The sequence below is a fragment of the Streptomyces sp. NPDC026589 genome, from assembly GCF_040638385.1.
In the GTDB taxonomy this organism is placed as follows: Bacteria; Actinomycetota; Actinomycetes; order Streptomycetales; family Streptomycetaceae; genus Streptomyces.
Genome location: NZ_JBEZYG010000001.1, coordinates 432,990 through 452,129 on the forward strand (window position 1 = coordinate 432,990; position 19,140 = coordinate 452,129).

The 19,140-nt window shown below is 70.3% G+C and carries 21 protein-coding genes; 5 read left to right on the plus strand and 16 right to left on the minus strand.

The annotated features are described in order from the left end of the window. Positions 1-28: 28 nt before the first annotated feature. Genes AB0F29_RS01810 through AB0F29_RS01830 form a run of 5 tightly spaced genes read right to left on the minus strand, consistent with a single transcriptional unit; the run spans position 29 to position 4,157 of the window. Entirely contained in the window at positions 29-613 is a 585-nt protein-coding gene (locus AB0F29_RS01810) for a GAF domain-containing protein (RefSeq protein WP_361866685.1), read from the minus strand. Then, on the minus strand, positions 610-1,233 hold the full coding sequence (locus tag AB0F29_RS01815) for an ATP/GTP-binding protein (protein ID WP_361866686.1): 624 nt from the start codon (positions 1,231-1,233) through the stop codon (positions 610-612). Before AB0F29_RS01815 ends, AB0F29_RS01810 begins: the two co-directional genes overlap by 4 nt. Further along, the gene (locus AB0F29_RS01820) at positions 1,211-1,582 is read right to left on the minus strand and encodes a DUF742 domain-containing protein (RefSeq protein WP_361866687.1); all 372 of its coding nucleotides are present in this window, start codon (positions 1,580-1,582) and stop codon (positions 1,211-1,213) included. Before AB0F29_RS01820 ends, AB0F29_RS01815 begins: the two co-directional genes overlap by 23 nt. 2 nt (positions 1,583-1,584) lie before the next feature. Next, the gene (locus tag AB0F29_RS01825) at positions 1,585-2,019 is read right to left on the minus strand and encodes a roadblock/LC7 domain-containing protein (RefSeq protein WP_361866688.1); all 435 of its coding nucleotides are present in this window, start codon (positions 2,017-2,019) and stop codon (positions 1,585-1,587) included. Then, complete coding sequence (locus tag AB0F29_RS01830; protein WP_361866690.1) at positions 2,016-4,157, minus strand: ATP-binding protein; 2,142 nt, start codon at positions 4,155-4,157, stop codon at positions 2,016-2,018. Before AB0F29_RS01830 ends, AB0F29_RS01825 begins: the two co-directional genes overlap by 4 nt. 423 nt (positions 4,158-4,580) lie before the next feature. Here AB0F29_RS01830 and AB0F29_RS01835 point away from each other — a divergent pair, with 423 nt between their 5' ends. Continuing rightward, on the plus strand, positions 4,581-6,026 hold the full coding sequence (locus AB0F29_RS01835; protein ID WP_361866691.1) for a glyceraldehyde-3-phosphate dehydrogenase: 1,446 nt from the start codon (positions 4,581-4,583) through the stop codon (positions 6,024-6,026). Between the two features lie 91 nt (positions 6,027-6,117). On the opposite strand, the gene AB0F29_RS01840 is transcribed toward AB0F29_RS01835, so the two are convergent. Continuing rightward, positions 6,118-6,591, minus strand: coding sequence for a nuclear transport factor 2 family protein (locus tag AB0F29_RS01840; RefSeq protein WP_361866692.1), 474 nt, complete (start codon positions 6,589-6,591; stop codon positions 6,118-6,120). A 169-nt stretch (positions 6,592-6,760) separates the two neighbouring features. Here AB0F29_RS01840 and AB0F29_RS01845 point away from each other — a divergent pair, with 169 nt between their 5' ends. Further along, positions 6,761-7,540: an SDR family oxidoreductase gene (locus AB0F29_RS01845; protein ID WP_361866693.1), complete on the plus strand. Its 780-nt coding sequence runs from the start codon at positions 6,761-6,763 to the stop codon at positions 7,538-7,540. A 90-nt stretch (positions 7,541-7,630) separates the two neighbouring features. On the opposite strand, the gene AB0F29_RS01850 is transcribed toward AB0F29_RS01845, so the two are convergent. Beyond that, positions 7,631-8,059, minus strand: coding sequence for a pyridoxamine 5'-phosphate oxidase family protein (locus AB0F29_RS01850; RefSeq protein ID WP_361866695.1), 429 nt, complete (start codon positions 8,057-8,059; stop codon positions 7,631-7,633). A gap of 150 nt (positions 8,060-8,209) precedes the next feature. Next, on the minus strand, positions 8,210-8,683 hold the full coding sequence (locus AB0F29_RS01855) for a hypothetical protein (RefSeq protein WP_361866697.1): 474 nt from the start codon (positions 8,681-8,683) through the stop codon (positions 8,210-8,212). 148 nt (positions 8,684-8,831) lie between these two features. Here AB0F29_RS01855 and AB0F29_RS01860 point away from each other — a divergent pair, with 148 nt between their 5' ends. Together AB0F29_RS01860 and AB0F29_RS01865 are read left to right on the plus strand one after the other, a co-directional pair. Further along, positions 8,832-9,329: a hypothetical protein gene (locus AB0F29_RS01860; RefSeq protein ID WP_361866698.1), complete on the plus strand. Its 498-nt coding sequence runs from the start codon at positions 8,832-8,834 to the stop codon at positions 9,327-9,329. 145 nt (positions 9,330-9,474) lie between these two features. After that, positions 9,475-10,236 carry a MerR family transcriptional regulator gene (locus tag AB0F29_RS01865; protein ID WP_361866700.1) on the plus strand — a complete coding sequence of 254 codons (762 nt, stop codon included), beginning with the start codon at positions 9,475-9,477 and terminating at the stop codon, positions 10,234-10,236. 186 nt (positions 10,237-10,422) lie between these two features. Here the strand turns inward: AB0F29_RS01865 and AB0F29_RS01870 are convergent, their stop codons facing one another. Then, positions 10,423-10,887, minus strand: a complete 465-nt coding sequence (locus tag AB0F29_RS01870) for a GNAT family N-acetyltransferase (RefSeq protein WP_361866701.1) — start codon at positions 10,885-10,887, stop codon at positions 10,423-10,425. A gap of 456 nt (positions 10,888-11,343) precedes the next feature. Beyond that, positions 11,344-12,573 carry a GNAT family N-acetyltransferase gene (locus tag AB0F29_RS01875; RefSeq protein ID WP_361866702.1) on the minus strand — a complete coding sequence of 410 codons (1,230 nt, stop codon included), beginning with the start codon at positions 12,571-12,573 and terminating at the stop codon, positions 11,344-11,346. A gap of 330 nt (positions 12,574-12,903) precedes the next feature. Between AB0F29_RS01875 and AB0F29_RS01880 the strand changes: the two genes are divergently transcribed. After that, positions 12,904-13,377 carry a hypothetical protein gene (locus tag AB0F29_RS01880; protein ID WP_361866703.1) on the plus strand — a complete coding sequence of 158 codons (474 nt, stop codon included), beginning with the start codon at positions 12,904-12,906 and terminating at the stop codon, positions 13,375-13,377. Between the two features lie 45 nt (positions 13,378-13,422). Here the strand turns inward: AB0F29_RS01880 and AB0F29_RS01885 are convergent, their stop codons facing one another. From AB0F29_RS01885 to AB0F29_RS01910, 6 genes are all read right to left on the minus strand, one after another. After that, positions 13,423-13,929 carry a hypothetical protein gene (locus AB0F29_RS01885; RefSeq protein ID WP_361866704.1) on the minus strand — a complete coding sequence of 169 codons (507 nt, stop codon included), beginning with the start codon at positions 13,927-13,929 and terminating at the stop codon, positions 13,423-13,425. A 242-nt stretch (positions 13,930-14,171) separates the two neighbouring features. Further along, entirely contained in the window at positions 14,172-15,290 is a 1,119-nt protein-coding gene (locus tag AB0F29_RS01890; protein WP_361866706.1) for a pentapeptide repeat-containing protein, read from the minus strand. A gap of 359 nt (positions 15,291-15,649) precedes the next feature. Beyond that, a complete protein-coding gene (locus AB0F29_RS01895; protein ID WP_361866707.1) occupies positions 15,650-16,846 on the minus strand; it encodes an MBL fold metallo-hydrolase in 1,197 nt (398 codons plus the stop codon). 104 nt (positions 16,847-16,950) lie between these two features. After that, entirely contained in the window at positions 16,951-17,391 is a 441-nt protein-coding gene (locus AB0F29_RS01900; protein WP_361866709.1) for a PPOX class F420-dependent oxidoreductase, read from the minus strand. A 348-nt stretch (positions 17,392-17,739) separates the two neighbouring features. Next, positions 17,740-18,741 carry a DUF6745 domain-containing protein gene (locus AB0F29_RS01905; protein ID WP_361866711.1) on the minus strand — a complete coding sequence of 334 codons (1,002 nt, stop codon included), beginning with the start codon at positions 18,739-18,741 and terminating at the stop codon, positions 17,740-17,742. Positions 18,742-18,807: 66 nt separating this feature from the next. Continuing rightward, a complete protein-coding gene (locus AB0F29_RS01910; protein ID WP_361866713.1) occupies positions 18,808-19,134 on the minus strand; it encodes a hypothetical protein in 327 nt (108 codons plus the stop codon). Positions 19,135-19,140: the final 6 nt, after the last annotated feature.

The window sequence follows — 19,140 nt, forward strand, 5'->3', positions numbered from 1 at the left end:
TGAGTACGGCATCACCCGCGGGGGGATGTCAGAGGGGGTGGTGGCCCTCCCGGTCGTCGATCTGGCGGACGAGTTCATGGGCGAGTGACTTGATGGTGTCGAGTCCGGCCCGGCCCCAGGGGCGCGGCACGGTGTCGACGGCACAGACGGTGCCCAGCGCGATGCCGGTGCGGTCGATCAGCGGCGCCCCGAGGTAGGAGCGGATGCCTATGTCGTCCACCACCGGATTGCCCGCGAAGCGGGGGTAGTCGCAGACGTCGTCCAGGACGAGGGCCTTGCGCCGGACGAGGACGTGCGGGCAGTAGCCGTGGTCGCGGGCCATGTACCGGCTGCTGCGGTTGCTGCCCGCCGCGGCCGAACCGAGGTCCTGGCCGCCGCGGTTGCCCGTCGGCGTGTGCAGTCCCGCGAAGAACTGCCGGTTCTCGTCGATGAAGTTGACCATCGAGAAGGGCGTGGCGGTGACTTCGGCCACCTTGTCGGCGAAGGCGTCGAAGTTGTCGTAGGAGGCGTCGGGGCGTTCGCCGAGATCCAGCTTGCGCAGCCGCTCCGCGCGGGCCGGGCCGTGCCGGTCGGTGGGCGTCAGGAGCATCCGGCCGGTGGCGAAGGATGTCACGGGCGGGCTCCGAAGGTCTGTAGTGGGGCGGGCGCCGTGGTGGCGTTGATGAGGTGCTGTACGAGGGTGACGAGGGCGCCCGTTCCGGAGCTGGCGATCCGGGCGTCGCACAGGACCACGGGTACCTCGGGACCGAGGTCGAGCGCGGCGCGGACCTCGTCCGGCTCGTAGCGGTAGGCGCCGTCGAACTCGTTGACGGCGACGATGAATCCGATGCCGCGCCGTTCGAAGAAGTCCACGGCGGCGAAGCAGTCTGCGAGGCGCCGGGTGTCGGCCAGCACCACGGCCCCGAGCGCGCCCTGGGAGAGTTCGTCCCACATGAACCAGAAGCGTTCCTGGCCCGGTGTGCCGAACAGATAGAGCACGTGCTGCTCGGAGAGGGTGATGCGGCCGAAGTCCATGGCGACGGTGGTGGCCGTCTTGGACTCGACGCCCTCCAGATCGTCCGTCCCCACACTGACCTGGGTCAGCAGTTCCTCGGTGCTCAGCGGCGCGATCTCGCTGACCGCGCCCACGAACGTCGTTTTGCCGACCCCGAATCCACCGGCGACCAGGACCTTGAGTGCCACGGGGAAGAACTCGGAGGTTCGGGTGCGGTCAGAGCTGTCGTCGTAAACCATCGAGCACTGCCTCCAGCAGGGATCGGTCGGTGGGCATGTCATGGAAAGCGGGAGCGTGCGCGGTGACCGCGCCGCAGGCGACCAGGTCGGAGAGGATGACCTTGGCGACGACCGCGGGCAGCCGGAGGTGTGCGGCGATCTCGGCGACGGACATCGGCCCTTCGCACATGCCGAGGGCCACGGTGTGCTCCGGGCCGAGCGGAATGTCCGGCTCGATGCCCGTGGCCATGATCAGGGACAGCAGGTCGAACTCGGTGGACGGCCGGGTGCGGCCGTTGCTGATCGTGTACGGGCGGATCAGCCGGCCGGCCGCGTCGTCGAGCAGGGGTCCGTCCTGCGGAGCGGGCATCCTCAGCGCCCCGGGGTGAACGGCGACCCGGCCGGCTGCCGCGGCGGGGTCGCCAGATAGGGGCGGACACTCTTGACCAGCATCGCCATCTCGTAGCCGAGCACCGCGGCGTCCGCCTCGCGTCCCGAGAGGACGGCGAGACAGGTGCCGGATCCGGCGGTGGAGACGAACAGAAGGGTGGAGTCCAGCTCGACGACCACCTGCCGTACGTCCCCGTTGTCGCCGAAGCGGGCCCCGGCACTGCGCCCCAGCGAGTAGAGGCCGGCGGCCAGGGCCGCCATGTGGTCGGCACTGTCGGGGTCCATGCCGTGCACGGACTTCACCAGCCCGTCGGCGGAGAGCAGGACCGCGCTGCGTGTGTAGGCCACGCGTTGGACCAGTCCGCTCAGCAGCCAGTCCAGGTCCGAGACCTGACCGGACGGCATTTCGGTCGTCATGGTGTCTGCTCCTTGAAGGTGGCGTCTTTTCGGGGTTCCGGGACGACCCGGCCCGGCAGGAAGGGGTCGGCCGCGAACACTCCGGGCTCGCCCGGGGCGCGGTCGTGGGCGCTCTCGGCGTAGGTGTCGCGCCGGTACGCGGGGCTGTCGTGCGGGTACGTGTCGGGCGGGTAGCCGTCAGGTACGGGCGGGCCGGCCGCGGGCAGTGCGTGGTCAGCCCGCGACGCGTCGGCCGGGCCAGGGAGGTCGGGCGGGGCGGTGGCTCCGCGTACGGGAAGGGGCGAGAGGGACTCCAGCGGGGCGTCGAGGGCGGTCTGCCCCCCGGTCCCCGTGGCGCCGGGGCCCCCGTATCCGCCGTCGGGGCTCTCTTCCTGGGCGGTCCGGGCCTCGGCGAGATCGACGCCGCGCCGGAAGGCCGCCATGAGACCCGGGTCGTGCAGGGCGTGTTCGTCCTCGACGCGGGGGGCGGGTGCCTCGCGCAACTGCGGGACGAGAGATTCCTGGTTCGTCCGCTTGGGCAGTTCGGGCCGGGATCGGGACGGAGGCGGGCGGTCGTCGCGTTCGTGGGCGGCCGCCGGGGCGGGCCGGCCCTCGTGCTCGGGCGGGGAGGCGTGGGGCGTGGGCCGGTCGACGCGTTCGGCGCGCAGCGGGAGGGGCGGTGCGTCACCCGCGGGCGGTTGCGGGCGGCCGTTTTGCGGGTGATCGCCGGCCGCCGGCCGCGGGCTGCCGTTCTGCCCTTGGCCGGGCCTCTGGTGCGATCCGTCCGTGGACGCCTGGGCCGAATGCGAAGGCCGGACCGTACCGCTCTGCGGCGGGGCGGCGGGGGTCTGGGCCTCGACGGGCGGCCGGTGCACGGCGCCGGGGGGCGGCACGGGCACGGCGTCGGGCGACCGCGGGGCGTCGGGGTCGCTCCCGAGCAGCGACTGCGGGAGGACCAGCACCGCCTGCGTACCGCCGTAGATGTTGCTCTGGAGGCGGACGGCGATGCCGTGGCGGCGGGCCAGGGCCGAGACGACGAACAGCCCGATCCGGCCGTCCTGGAGCAGGTGGGCGACGTTGACCTGGTCGGGGTCGGAGAGCAGGGCGTTCATCCGCTTCTGCTCGTGGTCCGGCATTCCCAGACCACGGTCCTCCACCTCCAGGGCGAGGCCGGCCGTGACGTGCTGGACGCGCAGCAGGACCTGGGTGTGCGGGGCGGAGAACACCGTGGCGTTCTCGACCAGCTCGGCCAGCAGGTGGATCACGTCGGCGACGGCGTGGCCGCGCAGGGTGCCCTCCATCGGCGGTACCAGCTTGACCCGGGGGTACTGCTCGACCTCGGCGATGGCCGAGCGGAGCACCTCGGTCATGGTGACCGGGTTGCTCCACTGCCGCCGGGAGACGGCCCCGCCGAGCACGGCGAGGTTCTCCGCGTGGCGGCGGATCCGGGTGGCGAGATGGTCGACGTGGAAGAGTCCCTTGAGGAGGTCGGGGTCCTCGACCTCGTGCTCCAGCTCGTCGAGGATCTGGATCTCGCGGTGGACGAGGGATTGCAGCCGTCGCGCGAGGTTGACGAAGACCTCGACCTTCTGGTCGTTGCCGGTGCTGCTGAAGAGCTGGGACGCCTGGACGACGGCGGCGAGTGCGGCTTCCTGGGCCCGCGCCATCTCCTGTCCGAGCAGGTCGAAGGCGTCGGCCCCGGGCGCGGGGGGCTGCGCGGGCGGCCGGGCGGCGACGGCTTCCCCGTTGCGCAGCTGTTCCATCACCCGTTGCAGCTCGGCCTGGCCCTGGGCGCTGGCGCGCCGGAGCGCGAGGGCCCGGTCGAGCACCTGGCCCGCGACGCGGTTGGCGCCGAGGTAGGCGGCCGCGACGGCTGCGACGGCGAGCGCGCCGGATCCGCCGAGCGCCGCCCAGAGGCTGGGCGAGGCGTCGACGGCGCCCGCACGGACGGTGAAGATGACGGCCGCGGCGCCGCTGAGCACGGCGGCGATGGCGGGGAGCAGTGCGGTCCGCAGCAGCTGGGGCCGTATGCGGGCGTCGGGGGGAGGCCCTGCGGCGCGCGGCCTGGTAGTGGCCGAGTGGGCGCGCGTGCCGGGGCGGCCGTGCCGCCCGCCTTCACGGCGGTCCGGTCGCGCGTCGGGTGCGCGAAGTTGAGACATCAGCGTCCTCGGTACAGGGGGCACCGGGGATCGGCGGTCGAGCCGGCGTCCATGCGGTGGCCCCTACGGTGGTCGGTCAGGCGCGGGTCATCGGTCGGGCAGGCCCGAACGTTATGAGCCCACCGTTGATCACCGGGCACACACGGTAGTCGTCAATGACGTATGCGCGACGGGCAGTTGTCGAACTTGCCCGCCATCCGTCCCACTCTGGTATGACGCCTCGCACGCGCGCCCGATTTCGCCGCCTTGACCCCGATGCGTCCCGAGACGTCGACAGGCCGCCCACATGCTGGACACTTCAGGCCCGCCGGGGCCGCCCGGCGGGTGCCTGCGCGAGGTTTACCCGCAGGCAGGGGACCACCCGGTGGGGCGAGGACGCGGCCGGTTACCATATGAGCGCCGCCTAGCTCGAAAGATAAACTTGTGACTGTCAATGACGACTCGTTCACCAACTGGATGCACCGCGAGGAGATCGCGGAGTCGATGATCCCGATCATCGGGAAGCTGCACCGCGAGCAGGACGTCAATGTCCTGCTGCACAGCCGCTCCCTGGTGAACAAGTCGGTGGTCAGCATCCTCAAGACGCACCGCTTCGCCCGGCAGATCGCGGGCGAGGAGCTCTCGGTCACCGAGACGATGCCGTTCCTGAAGGCTCTGACGACGCTCGATCTCGGCCCCTCCCAGATCGACATAGGCATGCTGGCCGCGACGTACCGGGCCGACGGGCGCGGACTCTCCGTCGAGGAGTTCACCGCGGAGGCCGTCGCCGGGGCGACGGGCGACAACAAGATCGAGCGCCGCGCTTCGCGTGACGTGGTGCTCTACGGCTTCGGCCGTATCGGCCGGCTCCTGGCCCGCCTGCTCATCGAGAAGGCCGGCTCGGGCAACGGCCTGCGCCTGCGGGCCATCGTCGTCCGCAAGGGTTCCGGCCAGGACATCGTCAAGCGCGCCTCGCTGCTGCGACGCGACTCGATCCACGGCCAGTTCCAGGGCACGATCACCGTCGACGAGGCGAACAGCAAGATCATCGCCAACGGCAACGAGATCCAGGTGATCTACTCCGACGACCCGACGGCGGTCGACTACACGGCGTACGGCATCAAGGACGCCATCCTGATCGACAACACCGGCCGGTGGCGCGACCGCGAGGGCCTCTCCAAGCACCTCCGGGCGGGCATCGCCAAGGTCGTGCTGACCGCACCGGGCAAGGGCGACGTCCCGAACATCGTGCACGGCGTCAACCACGACACGATCAAGCCGGACGAGCGGATCCTGTCCTGCGCGTCCTGCACGACCAACGCGATCGTGCCGCCGCTGAAGGCGATGGCGGACGAGTACGGCGTGCTGCGCGGGCACGTGGAGACCGTCCACTCGTACACCAACGACCAGAACCTGCTGGACAACTACCACAGCTCGGACCGCCGTGGCCGTTCGGCGGCGCTCAACATGGTCATCACCGAGACCGGTGCCGCCTCGGCCGTGGCGAAGGCGCTGCCCGACCTCGACGCCCCGATCACCGGCAGCTCCATCCGCGTTCCGGTGCCGGACGTCTCGATCGCGATCCTCAGCCTGCGGCTGGAGCGCGAGACCACCCGTGAGGAGGTCCTCGACTACCTCCGCAACGTGTCGCTGGCCTCGCCGCTCAAGCGTCAGATCGACTTCATCAGCGCGCCCGACGCGGTCTCCAGCGACTTCATCGGCTCGCGCCACGCCTCGATCGTCGACGCAGGCGCCACCAAGGTGGACGGCGACAACGCGATCCTCTACCTCTGGTACGACAACGAGTTCGGCTACTCGTGCCAGGTCATCCGGGTCGTCCAGCACGTCTCCGGAGTGGAGTACCCGACGTACCCGGCCCCGGCGGTCTGACCTCGGAACGCCTCGTGCGCGTACGTCCCCGGTGCCCGGCAGGCCTCCTGCCGGGCACCGGGCAGGTGAGCGGCGCGGGCGGATGGCCGCCTCAGCCCGGGACGGCCGGCTCCAGCCGTTCGGTCGGCCCTCCGAAGTCGAGGAACGTGGCCCGCTCGGCGAGGAGCCACCGTCCGTCGACCTTTCGGAAGGTGTCCTCGTAGTGTCCGACCTGGACGGGAAGGCGCGGCGGCAGCATGCCGCCGGCATGACCGTCCACGCGGTACGTCGTGAAGTACGTACTCGCGCTCGCCGACGTCGCGGACGTCAGGTTCACCAGGATGTTGGTGCACAGGCGGCGGGAGAGCCGGTCGGCGGGGCGTCCGCCGAAGTAGCCACGCAGAGCGTCCCGGCCCTCGATCCGCCGGCCCCCCTCGGCCCATTCCCAGACCCCGTCGAGGGTGAACAGCTCTGCCACGTCGCCGGGTTCACCCAGATCGAGTGTGCGGACGAACTCGACGACCAGTCGCTCACAGGCTCGCTCGGCGATCAGACGGTCCAGGGGATCCAGCGCATCGGCTTCCATTGCCCCTTCCTATCAACGCCCCCCGGGGACAGACGACTTGTTTTCGGCGGCCCTGGAAAGCCTCACGCGGCGTCGTCGCCCGGCCCCGTCAGCGGCCGGGCGTAGCGCTTGGACGCGTCGGGTTCGCAACGGCTTGCGTGGGGGCCGACGCGTCCCCGACGCTTGAGGAATGATCGATACACGTCTCGCCGAACACATCGTGCTCGTGACCGGGGGGAGTGGGGGAATCGGCCGAGCGATCAGTCGTGCCTTCGCCGCCGAGGGCGCCCGCGTGGCCGTGCACCACTACGTCCCGGAGCAGGCACCTCCTCCGGGAATGCGCTGGGAGCATGCGGTTCCGCCGGCCGAGGAGGCGGTGGATCTCGTACGGGAGCTGGGCGACGCCATCACCGTCGCTGCCGACCTTTCCGCCCCGGATGCCGCGGATCGCCTGTTCGACGAGGTCGAAGGCCGGCTCGGGCCCGTTGACGTGCTGGTCAACAACGCCGCCCACTGCGAGAGTCCGGACACCGTCGACGCGTTGACCGCGTCCGGTCTGGAGCGCCACTACCGGGTCAATGTCGCCGCTCCGGCGCTGCTCACGTCCGCGCTCGCCCACCGTGCCCGCGCCGACCGGTCGCCCTGCGTGGTGAACATCTCCACCGATGCCGCACGCGCCTTCCCCGGGCAGATCGGCTACGGCACGTCCAAAGCGGCACTGGAGGCGTTCACCAGGGCTGCCGCGCTCGACCTCGGACGCTCAGGGATCAGGGTCAACGCCGTGGCCCCCGGGCCCGTACAGACCGGCTGGATGGACGCGGCGCTGATCGACGGGGCCCGGCAGGCCATCCCCCTGGGGCGGGTGGGCGAGCCGGAGGACATCGCCGACGCCGTCGTGTTCCTCGCCTCCCACCAGGCGCGGTGGATCACCGGACAGGTGCTGCAAGTAGCCGGCGGGCACGCCTTGTGAAATCGTCTCCGTCGAACGCGAGTCGGTACCGAAGGTGCGTCCGGGCGAGGCCGACGGGAGAACCTGCCGCGCGGGCCGCACGGCCGAGACTCAGACCTGGCCGAGGTCCGAGCTGACCCAGCGCTCGGGGCGCAGGGTGATCATCACCTGCTCGCCGTGGTTCTCCCAGGCGAAGTCCACGTAACCGGCGACCTTCTCGGCCGCGAGGTAGCGCGCCGACATCTCCTCCAGGTCCGCGCGCGTGGCGGGGCGGGTGTCGACGACGGGCCCCTCGACGGAGACGTAGCGGATCGTCGGCTCCAACCGGTCGACCAGGAGCGTGAACCGGCCCGCCGCGTCGATCAGTTCGGCCTTGCGGGAGGTGCGGCCGGTGAGGATGCGCACGTCGCCGCCCGGCACGTACTGGTACCAGATGGGAACGCTGAGCGGGGCCCGGTCGCTGTTCCGCGACGCGACGGCCAGGGCGGCGACATGGGGTTCGGCGAGGAACTGCTCGCGCTCTTCACGGGTCAGTGCCACTGCGCGCTCCTTCGTACGGGGATTCGGGGGCTGCCCCAGTGTGCCCCGCGCGTCGGCGTGTCTCCCGTCACCGGCGCCGGAGTGTGCGGCGTGTCGTACGGGGTGTCTCGCGGCCGCCGCGAGACACCCCGCGGTCCGGCACGCAGGACTCTAGGAGACGCCGGGAGCGTCCTGGGACCGTCGTACGACGGCCGCTCCACGCAGGGCCACGGCGCACCAGACGGCCACCGGGAGCAGCGCGGCCGCGGCGAGGCCCGTGACTTCGAGGGGCTCCGGCCGCCAGCCCAGAGACAGCCGGGTGCCGATCATGACGGTGCCGAGGAGGACCTCCGACGGGGAGTAGACCGGCACCCTGGCCGCCACGAACCGCAGGATGGCGCCCAGCACCAGACCGATCACGGCCCAGGCGAGCAGATAGGGCCAGAGCGCTCCCGGAGCGGCGGGCGGCAGGCCGTACTCCTCCGGGCCTATGCGGAACAGGGCGCCCAGCCACCCCAGCGTCACTCCGGCGGCGGTGACGAGCGCCGCCCACAGCGCATGACGCCGGAGCGGGCCGGACCGCACGCGCTCGTCCTCGTGCTCGTCCTGGGTGTCGACGGGGTTCGTGGTCTCGGGAAGATCCATCACACCCGATGAGACGCTCACCGGCCGCCGATCGTTGCGTCGCGGGCGGTGTCGGGTGCATGCCGAAAACGCCACGGCCGTCCGGAGGGCCGTAGCTCGTCGGCGACGAACCGGGCATGATCCAAACGGAGGCTCTACGCTCCCGTACATGAGCAAGGACCATGACGACGAACCGATATTCGTCCGCTCGAACTGGGGGACAAATCGATACGTCTACAACCCGAACCATCCGGTCGGGGTCGCCCTCATCATCGGATCCCTGCTGTTCGCCGCCGGGGGCATGTACTACCTCCACGCGAGTTCTTCGTGGAGCGAGGGCGAGCTGCGCGACGCCGTGCACACGGCCGTCCGGGACCTGGAGTCGGAGCGGCACACCTTCAGCACCTGGACCGGCGGTTACGACCGTCTGATCCGCGACGCGCTGGAGGAGAGCGGCGAAGCCCCTTCGACCGGCGGCATCGTGTACGTCGACGACGCGAACGACCCCTACGACGAGGACGCGGACCCGTCCGTCGACCGGTTCGAGGTCACGGCGAAGGACGTCGACGCCACGTTCTGTCTGAGCGTGTCGCCGCCGGAGCCCGAGTCGGCGCTGGAGAACATCACAGTGAGCCTCTCCGTCACCGTCGAGGAGGGCCGGTGCTGAAACCGGCCGCCACGCCCCGGCGAGCCGGTCTTCCGACCGGTGCGGACGCGGGCTTGCAGTTGCCGCAGCGGCAGCTTCTACGGTCATGACCAGGGCCGGAGGAACCGGCCCCGTGAGGCGCTCGTGAGGGAGTGAGGAAGTGGCGATGGACTGGCCGATCTCCGAGGTCGCCCGGATGTCGGGGGTGACCGCCCGGACCCTGCGGCACTACGACGAGATCGGTCTGCTGCCACCGGCCAGGATCGGCTCCAACGGCCACCGCTACTACGAGGAGCACCAGCTTCTGCTGCTGCAGCAGATCCTCGTGCTGCGGGCGTTGGACGTCGGACTGCCGGAGATCGGCAGGGTCCTCGCCGACCAGGTGGACACGGTGGAGGCCCTGCGCGGACACCATCGACGGCTGCTCACCGAACGGGACCGGCTGGACAGCCTGGCCGCGACCGTCGCCCGCACGATCGCCGAGCTGGAACAGTCCAGAAAGGACGGTACCGCCATGACCGCCATCAACCGGCCGGAGAACCTGTTCGAGGGCGTTCAGCCCTCCCGGTACGAGGAGAACCTGCGCGACTTTCCCGGCCTCGCCGAGGAGGCCGGCCGACGGGCCGCCACCATGACCCCGGAGGAGACCGAGGCCGGGCAGCGCGAGCGCACGGCGCTGATGATCCGGCTGGCCGAGCACATGGCCGCCGACTCCCCGGCAGACGCCGAGCCCGTACAGACCGAGATCGAAGGTCAGTACCGGGCACTCACGGCACTGCACCCGGTGTCCGCCGACGAGTTCCGTGCGATCGGGCGCTCCTGCGTGGACAACGAGCAGTGGCGCGCCGCGTACGAGGCGATCGCCCCGGGACTGGCCGCATATCAGCGGGCCGCCATCGAGGCGTACGCCTCTTCCCGGCTCGCCTGACCAAGACGGCGCCGCCGCGGGACGAGCCGGCGGCGGCCCTCAGCCACCAGCGGCGCGGACGGAGACGTCCGCACCGCGCGTGGCCGGCGCTCCCCGGCCAGGCCGGGACCGCTCCGCGCCGCCGGTGCGGGGCCGAGGCCGACCGGCTCTCCGACCTCGACGGCACTCGCTGGGGAGCGCAACAGGTCACGGGTGCATCGTCCTGGTGTGCTGCCGGCAGAGGTAGAACAGCTCGGGGTCGCCCTCATCGAGGCCGTGGAGAAGGCCGACCGGGCTCCATCCGTTTCGTTGGAGCAGCCGCTGCATCGGCTGGTTGGACACGTTCGTCGAGGTGAAGAGCTTCGGGGTGGTGCATGAGGCTGCCGCGGCGTTCAGCAACCGATGACCGACGCCTCTGCCGCGGGCGGAGGGAGTGACCATCAGCATCGTCACGAAGCCCTGTTCGAAAAACGTGTACTCAACCACGCAATAGCCGAGCGGGCCGGACGCATCCTCCGCTACGACCGCCAGTCCCTGCCGACACCACCTTCGGATGCTCGCCTGCCGTTCGTCGTTGCCTTCGACCGCAATCGCGTCGATTCCGATCAGCGTGTCCGCCTCCGACTCACTCGCGCGGCGCACACCGAACCCGCCCGGATCCACTGCATCCATGTGGCCATGTTGTCAGCTCGCAGCAGTCCGCCCCGCATCCGACTGTCCATCGCGGACCAGGTAGTAGTCGTGATCAAGGAAGCAGGGAATGCCGTGGCAGGGTCGCCGACGGGCCACAGTGGAGTTCCGGCCCAGCGGCTCCTCGATGGTCCCGCTGCCACTCAGTCGGCAGCACGTGGTCGTTGCTCCGGTCGCCCGGTCGAAGTCGAAGGTCGGGGGCATCGTCCTCGCCCGTGTCACCGAGACCTGCCACCGGTTCACGGGCCCTTCGCTGCTTCACCCTCGATGGCACCGACCACGTCGGTCACAAGGAAGCGGGGCAGTCTGATCCGTCGCTTCATCATCTGGCGGAAGCCCATCCCGACGACGGCGCCCGCGTGCCGCCGTCGCAGGGCAAACGTTGCTTGATGCGGCACGGGGATTTCAGTGCTCGGATCAGGGTCGGCGTGTGCGTGGTCAGAACCAGTGCAGGCAGTGCGGGGAGCGCTCGGCGCGGAAGAGGGCGTCAGCAACGGTGGCCGCGCCCGGTCGGTGAGCCTTGATGTGTCCGGCACGCACGAGCGTGCTCGGGGCGGTGCCGCCGAGGTAGACCGAGCCCAGGTCGCGCACGTCCAGGGACAGGTCGGGCTCCCGGTCCGTGGGGACACAGTCGGCCTTTCCGTCCCGGATGGTCAGCAGGTAGCGGTCGTGTTCGCCGAGGAACGGGTCGTCGATGTCGAGGACGAGCTCGCCGTCGGTGAACCAGCCGCGCGCGGCCAGTGCACGCGGGACGTCCGGCAGCCGCACCCAGAGCCAGTCGGTGTCGCCGCTCACCTCGCCGGCGCGTAAGTCCGCGAACTGCCAGCGCAACGGGTGCTCGGGCGGGACGTGCTTGAACACGATCCGGGAGACCAGGTCGTGTCCGAGTACGAACCGGGCCAGTGCCGTGAAGACGGCGTCGTCGGTGACGATGGTCTCGTCGACTGTCAGGGTGTCGGACTCGACCGAGTAGCTGGCATATCCATCCGGGACGCCGTCGGCGTCCCGGTGGACGGCGACGTAGCGCGGCGCCGGCGATACCGGGGGCCGGCCCGCGCGCAAGGCCCACCAGCGGTGCGGCCGGGACAGCGCGCCGGGCTGGGCGCGGCGATACCGGTCGTAGACCTCTTCCAGAATCTCTCCGCACTCGGCACGACGCAGCACCTCGACCGAGTCGTTGTCCGAGCCGGTCGACGGAACGTCGGCCGTTCCGCGCGCCCGGGGAGCGGCGAGGGCGGCCTTGTGGCGCGGCACCGCCAGCCGTGCCGTATAGGTCGCCGGTCCGTAACCGAACCTGCCGTAGATCTGGGCCTCGGAGGCCAGCAGCACGGAAAGGAGCTCCCCGCGGGTCCGCAATTCGGCGAGCTGATGCCGCATCATCGCGCTGAGCACGCCCTGGCGCCGGTGCGAGGGCAGCACGCCGACGGCGGTCACCCCGGAGGCCGGTACGAGGGTTTCACCGGGCAGCGTGAGCTCGAAGGAATGCGCGGCCGCGGTGCCGACGGGCAGCCCGTCCGGCGTCAAGGCCAGCACGCAGCGCTCCCTTTCGAGCGCCGACCACCACAACCCGCCGCCCTCGACCGGGGTCTCCGGAAACCGCCCGAACGCCGCATGGACCGTGTCGACGAAGACGTCAAAGTCCTCATTGGTCGTGGGGCGAATCTCCATTGCCGCCGCTGCCTCCTCGAAACGCCGGGCACCACGACTCGTGATGTCCGGCCACCGTGCAGCAGCCCCGCGGCCAGGGCAAACGAATTTCGGTCCGGCCCGGGGCCGGTCCCAGACCCGCCGCGGGCGAGTCGCAACGATCGGGTTCAGCGGCATTCACCTCCGCCACCGGCCTCGCCCAGGATGGGCTCTCCATCGCCGTATCACTGCGGGCAGGCGCTCGGTCGGTGGGACTTCCGGTTTCGGGCAGCACATGTGGTGGGCCGTCGTCGACGAGCCGCGGGAGCTGCGGGCCTGGCATGTCAGAGGTGACCAGTAGCCTCAGGCTCCATGGGCATACAGATCGATGTAGTGGCCGGTTACCCGATCAACGATGAGATGGAGAGGGTGCTCGGATTGGCCGAAGCGGTCGGCGAACCCGTCTCTGTCACGTTCATGTGGCAAGGGCGTGAACAGCCGGAACGCGCGGTGCTGGTGCCCGCGGCCACGCTGGCGCTCTGGGAGCACTGGGCCCCCACCGCGTACCCTACGAGTGGAGCTGAGGACGAGGACCAGCCTGCGGCGGAGGAGCCGGAACTGGCCCATCCCAAGGAGTTCGGCGCGTTCACGCTCTTTCGTCGTCGTGCAGGAGGGCGTACGGCGGTTGCTCGCGAAGGCGTGGTGGTCGCCGAGCTATTGGACCCCGACGAGGCTCACTGGCTCCAGGAGAAGGCCCGCCATGTCCGCCAAGGCTTCATGGATCCGAAACAGAGTGCGGCGTTCGAGGAGTTCCTTGCTCGGCAGTCCTCCCTGGACGAGCAGTGACGCGCCGACTCGCGCTTCGTAGCCGTGTCGTAGATCGTGCGCGAGTTACTGCTCAGGCTGGAAAAACTGCTCCCGCTCAGCAGCTTGAGCAGGGGTGTCGTCATAGCCGGGCCGAGCCAGCAGGACCGAGCTGAAGTAGTGGCCCTGCTCTTCCTCCGGCTCATCATCGGCTGCGAACGGACGCCAGAAGCTCACCAGCAGGTCCGGGGCAATGAAGGAAGCATCGTCGTCAGGATCTTCCACGACCGAGGTGTACTTCCCCACGCGCCGGACAACCTCGCGGGCCGGAAGCGCGAATACGTCCACACCCTGGAGCAGGACGCGGTCCGTCCGGGACGACGGCCTTCCCAACTCGGTGGCTTCAAGCATGTCGCGCACGCAGTGGATGCTGATCATCAGCCCACTGGGACGAAAGACGTGCTGCCCCGGCCGATCGGACTCCGAGATCTCAGAAAGATCCCTGAGCGAGTCCAGCGCCGTACTGGCCGCGTGTCGAGTCATACCGATGCGCAACGGGCCGACGCCGGTCGGTGGTGCGAGGTCGAAGTCCATAGGGGCATGATCCCAAACAGACCTGCCAGCGAGCCACGAAGGGCCATCCGCCCCGACGGGTTACGGGAGCAGTTCGGCGCAGGGAGGGCCGGCCTGCCCCGAGCCGCGTTCTGCATCGGAGGCGGGCGGTTGATGTCAACGTGCCGACGGCCCTCGTCGCGGCGGACGGCGTCCGTGCCGGGGGGGGCCACGCTCCCGGCCACTCCTCAGGATGTACGCATGAGACCTCCGGCCGAGATGACTCAGTTTCCGCCCCGCCGCTCCTCTTCGCACTCTCGGATTCGATCTTGGACTCGGGCGTCTGCAGCCACATACTCGGGAAGGACAGTCGAGCTGGAGAGATTCGCAAGCACTAGCTGTTCGGCCGTCACGTGCCTGACCTGGGACATGTGGGTTCCTGCGAAGGACGCGCCACGCAGGTCCGCGTCCAGCAGATCCGCACGACTCAGAACCGCATCGTAGAGGTTTGCTTCACGAAGATCTGCACCTTCAAGATTGACTGCTTGGAGCAGGGCACCGTGCAGGTTCGCTCCCCGCAGGTCAGCGTGCCCAACGTTCGCTGCCACGGCATCGGCACCATGCAGGTTCGCCGCCCTGAGGTCCGCCCGTTCAAGATTGGCTCCCGCGATGCTTGCTCTGTGGAGGTTGGCCTCCTTCAGCACGACGGACTGCATGCGAGCACCTTCCAGGTTGGCGCGATGAAGGTTCGCGCCAGTCAGGTGTGCTCCTCGCAGGTCGGTGATCTTCAGGTCAGTTCGGAAAGCCTCGGTGCGATCTGGGCGTCGTCCGAGGACCGTGAAGGCCGCGATGACGTCTTCGGAGGCTCTCTCCGGCCGTGAGCTGTCAACTCCGTGGTCGTCAGGCCGCTCCTCCTGCGCACCTTGCCTTATGAACGCTGCCAGGACTTCGACAACGGCCTGATGGTCCTTTGCACTGTCCCGCATGATGCGCTCGAACGCATAGATGCCACAGAGGCGCTCGGTCGGCTTCTCTGACGCCAGCAGTTTGCCGGCCTCGACGTATCTGCCGGTCACCTGTCCCTCGCGGACCAGGTCGGCCTGCTCCCTGTCCGTGCTCCGGGCATGGGCGAACTGTTCTTGGCTGTGGGCATAGAGCATTTCCGCATGCTTGTGATTGCGGTGGGTGTAGTAGAGCCCCAGCCCGGCGATGGCGCCGGCGGCGAGGGCGACGAGCATGGTACGGAATCCGGTGATGATGATTCCGGCCGATGGTGCGAGCTTGCTGTCTCGGACGTGGTGGCCTTCGAGGAGCCAGGGTCCCCAGACGAGGGCCGCTATGAAGATTGCGGCCGCAGCCACACAACCGCCCCACACCAGCTTCCGTTTCGTCTCCCACTTCATGCCCGGCATCATGTCCGGCCGATGATGCGAACATGCGACGAGTCGGCTCTGCCAGAGCTCTTGTTGAGGTTCGGTGCGCTGGAGGAGTCGCACCGGACAGCGGACACCCTGTTCACTGAGAACTCGTAAACCATCACGCGCCCCGCGCCCCAGCCGCGGCACAGACGCATCAGAGCGTGCGGGTTCTCACCGAGATCCGCGCTGTCCCCTGCGCGGAGGGCAGCGGCTCACACTGTCGCGCACAGTCGGCCGTCCGCCTCGGGAGGGCGCGTCCACAGCCGCCCATGGACCGGCCCTCTGTTCGCGCGGCAGATCACTCAACAGCTGTGGGAGCTGTTCAAGATCACCCTCGTCCTTCATCACCGCTCACCCGCAAGGTCGACCTCCTCCCGATGCACCGGTGGCGCATCCGTCACCTTCGGACGCCGCCACGGGGTCGCGATCGGCTGGGACACCGCACGCCACCACGGCTCGGTCGGCAGCTTCCCCGCCGGCTCGAACGGCTCGCCCGGCCGGGGGAACGCCACCGCCTGCCCGGCCTCCTCGCCGGCGTCCTTCGTCCACTCGCCCGGCTCCCCCCAGGCGTGCGGGGCCAGATTGAAGGTGCCCCAGTGGATCGGCAGCAGTACGCCGTGCGGGCGACCGCCCTGGAGGTCCAGGTGGGCGCGCATGCCTTCGGCGGGGGTCATGTGGATGTCCGGCCAGTACTCCGAGTACGCGCCGATCTGGATCATGGTGGCGTCGAAGGGCCCGTGCTCGGCCCCGATGTCCCGGAAGCCGGGGAAGTAGCCGGTGTCCCCGCTGTGGTAGATCCGGTGTTCGGGACCCGTGACGGCCCACGACGCCCAGAGCGTGTGCTGCTGGTTGCGCAGCCCGCGGCCGCAGAAGTGGCGTGCGGGAGTGGCGGTGAGGCCGATTCCGGACACGGTCGCGGTCTCGTTCCAGTCGAGCTCGCGCATCCGGCTCGTGGGAACGCCCCAGCGCTCCAGATGGGCTCCGACCCCGAGGGGCACGGCGAAGACCGTGTCGGTGCGGGCCAGTGCGCGGATCGTCGGCAGGTCGAGGTGGTCGTAGTGGTCGTGGGAGATGACGACCACGTCGACGGGTCCGAGCGCGGCCAGCGACAGCGGAGTGGGGTGCAGGCGCTTGGGCCCGGCGAAGGGGAACGGGGAACAGCGCTCACCCCAGACCGGGTCGAACAGGATCCGCCGCCCGTCGATCTCCGCCAGCACGCTGGAATGGCCCATCCAGGTCAGCCGGAGCCCGGTGGCGGGGGGTACGGCCAGATCGGCGAGGGTCGTGGCGTGGACGGGCACGGTGCCCGTCGGCGTCCTGCGGGCCCGCTGCTCCTTGTGGAAGTAGATCTTGGCGAACTCGACGGTGGACCCGGAGGGCCTGGTCCGCGCCCCCACCGGGTTCTGGAACACTCCGTCGACGAAATGGGGCGAGCGGCGGATGCGCTCCATCCGCGCTCCGGCCGGATCGGCCCCGAAGGACTCGGTGCGCATCGAGCGCAGTTTCGTGCGGAACGGAAGCAGGTAGTCAGCGCCGGTCACAACATCTCCTGGGGGAGTCGGTGTCGTCTCATTATGGTCGGCCTGTACGACAGGGCGAGCCCAGAAGATGCTGAACGGGGCAACCGGCCCGGCCGGCGGCGACGTCAGCCACGCGGTTGCCCGTAAACATGGTCGATGCGCAGGGTGAGCAGCACCCTGCGGTCCTCGACCATGGCCCGCCGGTAGTCGTCCCAGTCGGGGTGCTCGCCCCTGACGTCCCGGTAGAGCGTGATCAGCGCCTCCACCGTGGCGTCGTCGGGCGCCGCGGCGGGTGAGGTCAGTTCGGCGGTCCCGTCGGCGACGGTCCAGGCCCAGCGGTCGTCACTGGTGACGTGGTAGCTCGCCCGGGGGTCGCGCCGCAGGTTACGGGTCTTGGCGCGGTCCTCGGTGATCGAGACCCGGACCACCCGCTCCTCGGGAGAGAAGGCGTGATTGACGTTGGACAGCTGGGGGCGTCCGTCCTGTTTCAGAGTGACCAGGACTCCGCCGTCGTGCTCACCGAAGAGGCGGAGCAGTGCTTCCTGTGCCGGTTCGATTCGCGTCATGCAGGATGCAACGTCCGGGCCGTCCGGAGGATTCCGGTGCGCCGCGTCCGCCGATGCCTCCGCCGGACGCCGTCCCACCGTCGCTGACCTGGCGTATGGGGCAGGGGGCGAGGGTGGCCCGGTGGCTGGAGTCCGGTTGAACGTGGCGGAGCGGCGTGAGGAGCTGTTGCGCGCGGCGGTCGGGCAGATCGCAGGCCCCTTGGGGTCTCGAAGGCGCTCGCACGTGGGCTGGTGGGCATCGGCCTGGCGGAGCTGACCGGTCCGCCGGGCGCCGTACCCCACGGCACGGATCCTTCCCGCGACGGGCTGACGGCCGCGCCCGAACGCCTGGCGCACCAGCTCCTCGGGTCAGGTCTGACGCATCGGTGCGTAGGCCGCTCCGTCCAGTCCGAACGTCCAGGCGACCCCGTCCTTCGCGGTCCGGGTGGCGGGCGGCACGCGCAGCCAGTAGGTGCGGTACGTGCCGTCCGGCTCGGGGGTGGAGTTGACCACCTCGACCATCACCACGTCCTCGTCGCCCGCGAGGGAGATGCGCCAGAGGATGCCCGTCTCGTCGCGGTGGACCGGTTCGGCGCCCGACTCGGTGAGATACCGGTCGTAGCCGTAGTACTCCAGCATCACGCGGCGCAGCTCCGCGTTCTCCTCGGCGCGGATCCGCTCGGGGGTGAGGGAGGCCAGCTCGGCCAGGAACGCGGCGGGAACGGGCATGCCGCGCCACGCGTGGAGGGCGAAGCCGTCTCCGTAGGCGAGGGCCGGCCCCTCTCCGTGGTCGAGCCGGCCCGCCTCGTCGCGGTGGAGGACGTCGGGCCGCTCGCTGATGACCGCGGCGTGTTCGTAGGGCCACCACCAGCCGGCGTTGCGGGCCACCTCGGCGAGGCCCGTCAGCCGGTCGCCCCGCCCGTCGAAGGCGGCGAGCCAGGCGGCGTCGTGCTGGCCGAGCACGGCGTCCAGGAGCACCAGCCGCACGGCGCCCTCGTCCGCGGGCCGCGGCGCCAGGTCCGCGACGACACCGGTCCGTATCCGCTCGGCGAGTGCGGCCGTGGTCTCCCACAGCTGGGCCCCGGTGGCGGACCAGAGCGCCGACCAGCCCGCCGGGCCCAGCTCGTCGTACATCCGGCGGCGTTCCTCGGCCCATGGGCGGGTGCGGACCTCCTCGCGCACCGACCGTCCGGCGTCGGCCAGCTTCTCCACCGTTTCGACGGCGGCCCGCGGTGATGCGGCCCAGATGATCCGGTCCGGCTCGGCCAGGCCCGCGGTGCGATAGGCACGCCGCACACCGGCCTCGGCCGCCGCCCGGTCCGCCCGGCCGGTCGCCGCCGCCACGCTCCGCCAGGAATTCACGTTCTGCATCGGTTGTCCCCGTCCCCTGCTGTGCTCGTTCTGGAAAGCTGTGCTCGCTCCGGCATGGCGGAGCGGTCAGTCCGCCACGACACGGATCGCGCCGGGTGCGTACTCCCGCTGCCGCACGACGCGGAACCAGCCCTTGGGGAGCGGGATCACCGCGTGCTCCTCGTGCACCACCCGCCCTCCCTCGGGGAGATGGAGCAGCATCGGGCCGAACTGACCCGCTTCCCGGATCAGCCGGCCGGGGCCCTGCACGGCGTGCGCGTGTCCGGTGACCTCTCCCAGCGCGAGCACCAGCCGCCCCCGCCCGTCGCGCAGTTCCCCCGGGGCCTCCAGGAAGGGGGCGGGCACCGCCGACTCCTCCAACTCCATGATCAGTACATCGCCCTGCCGGTACACAGACGT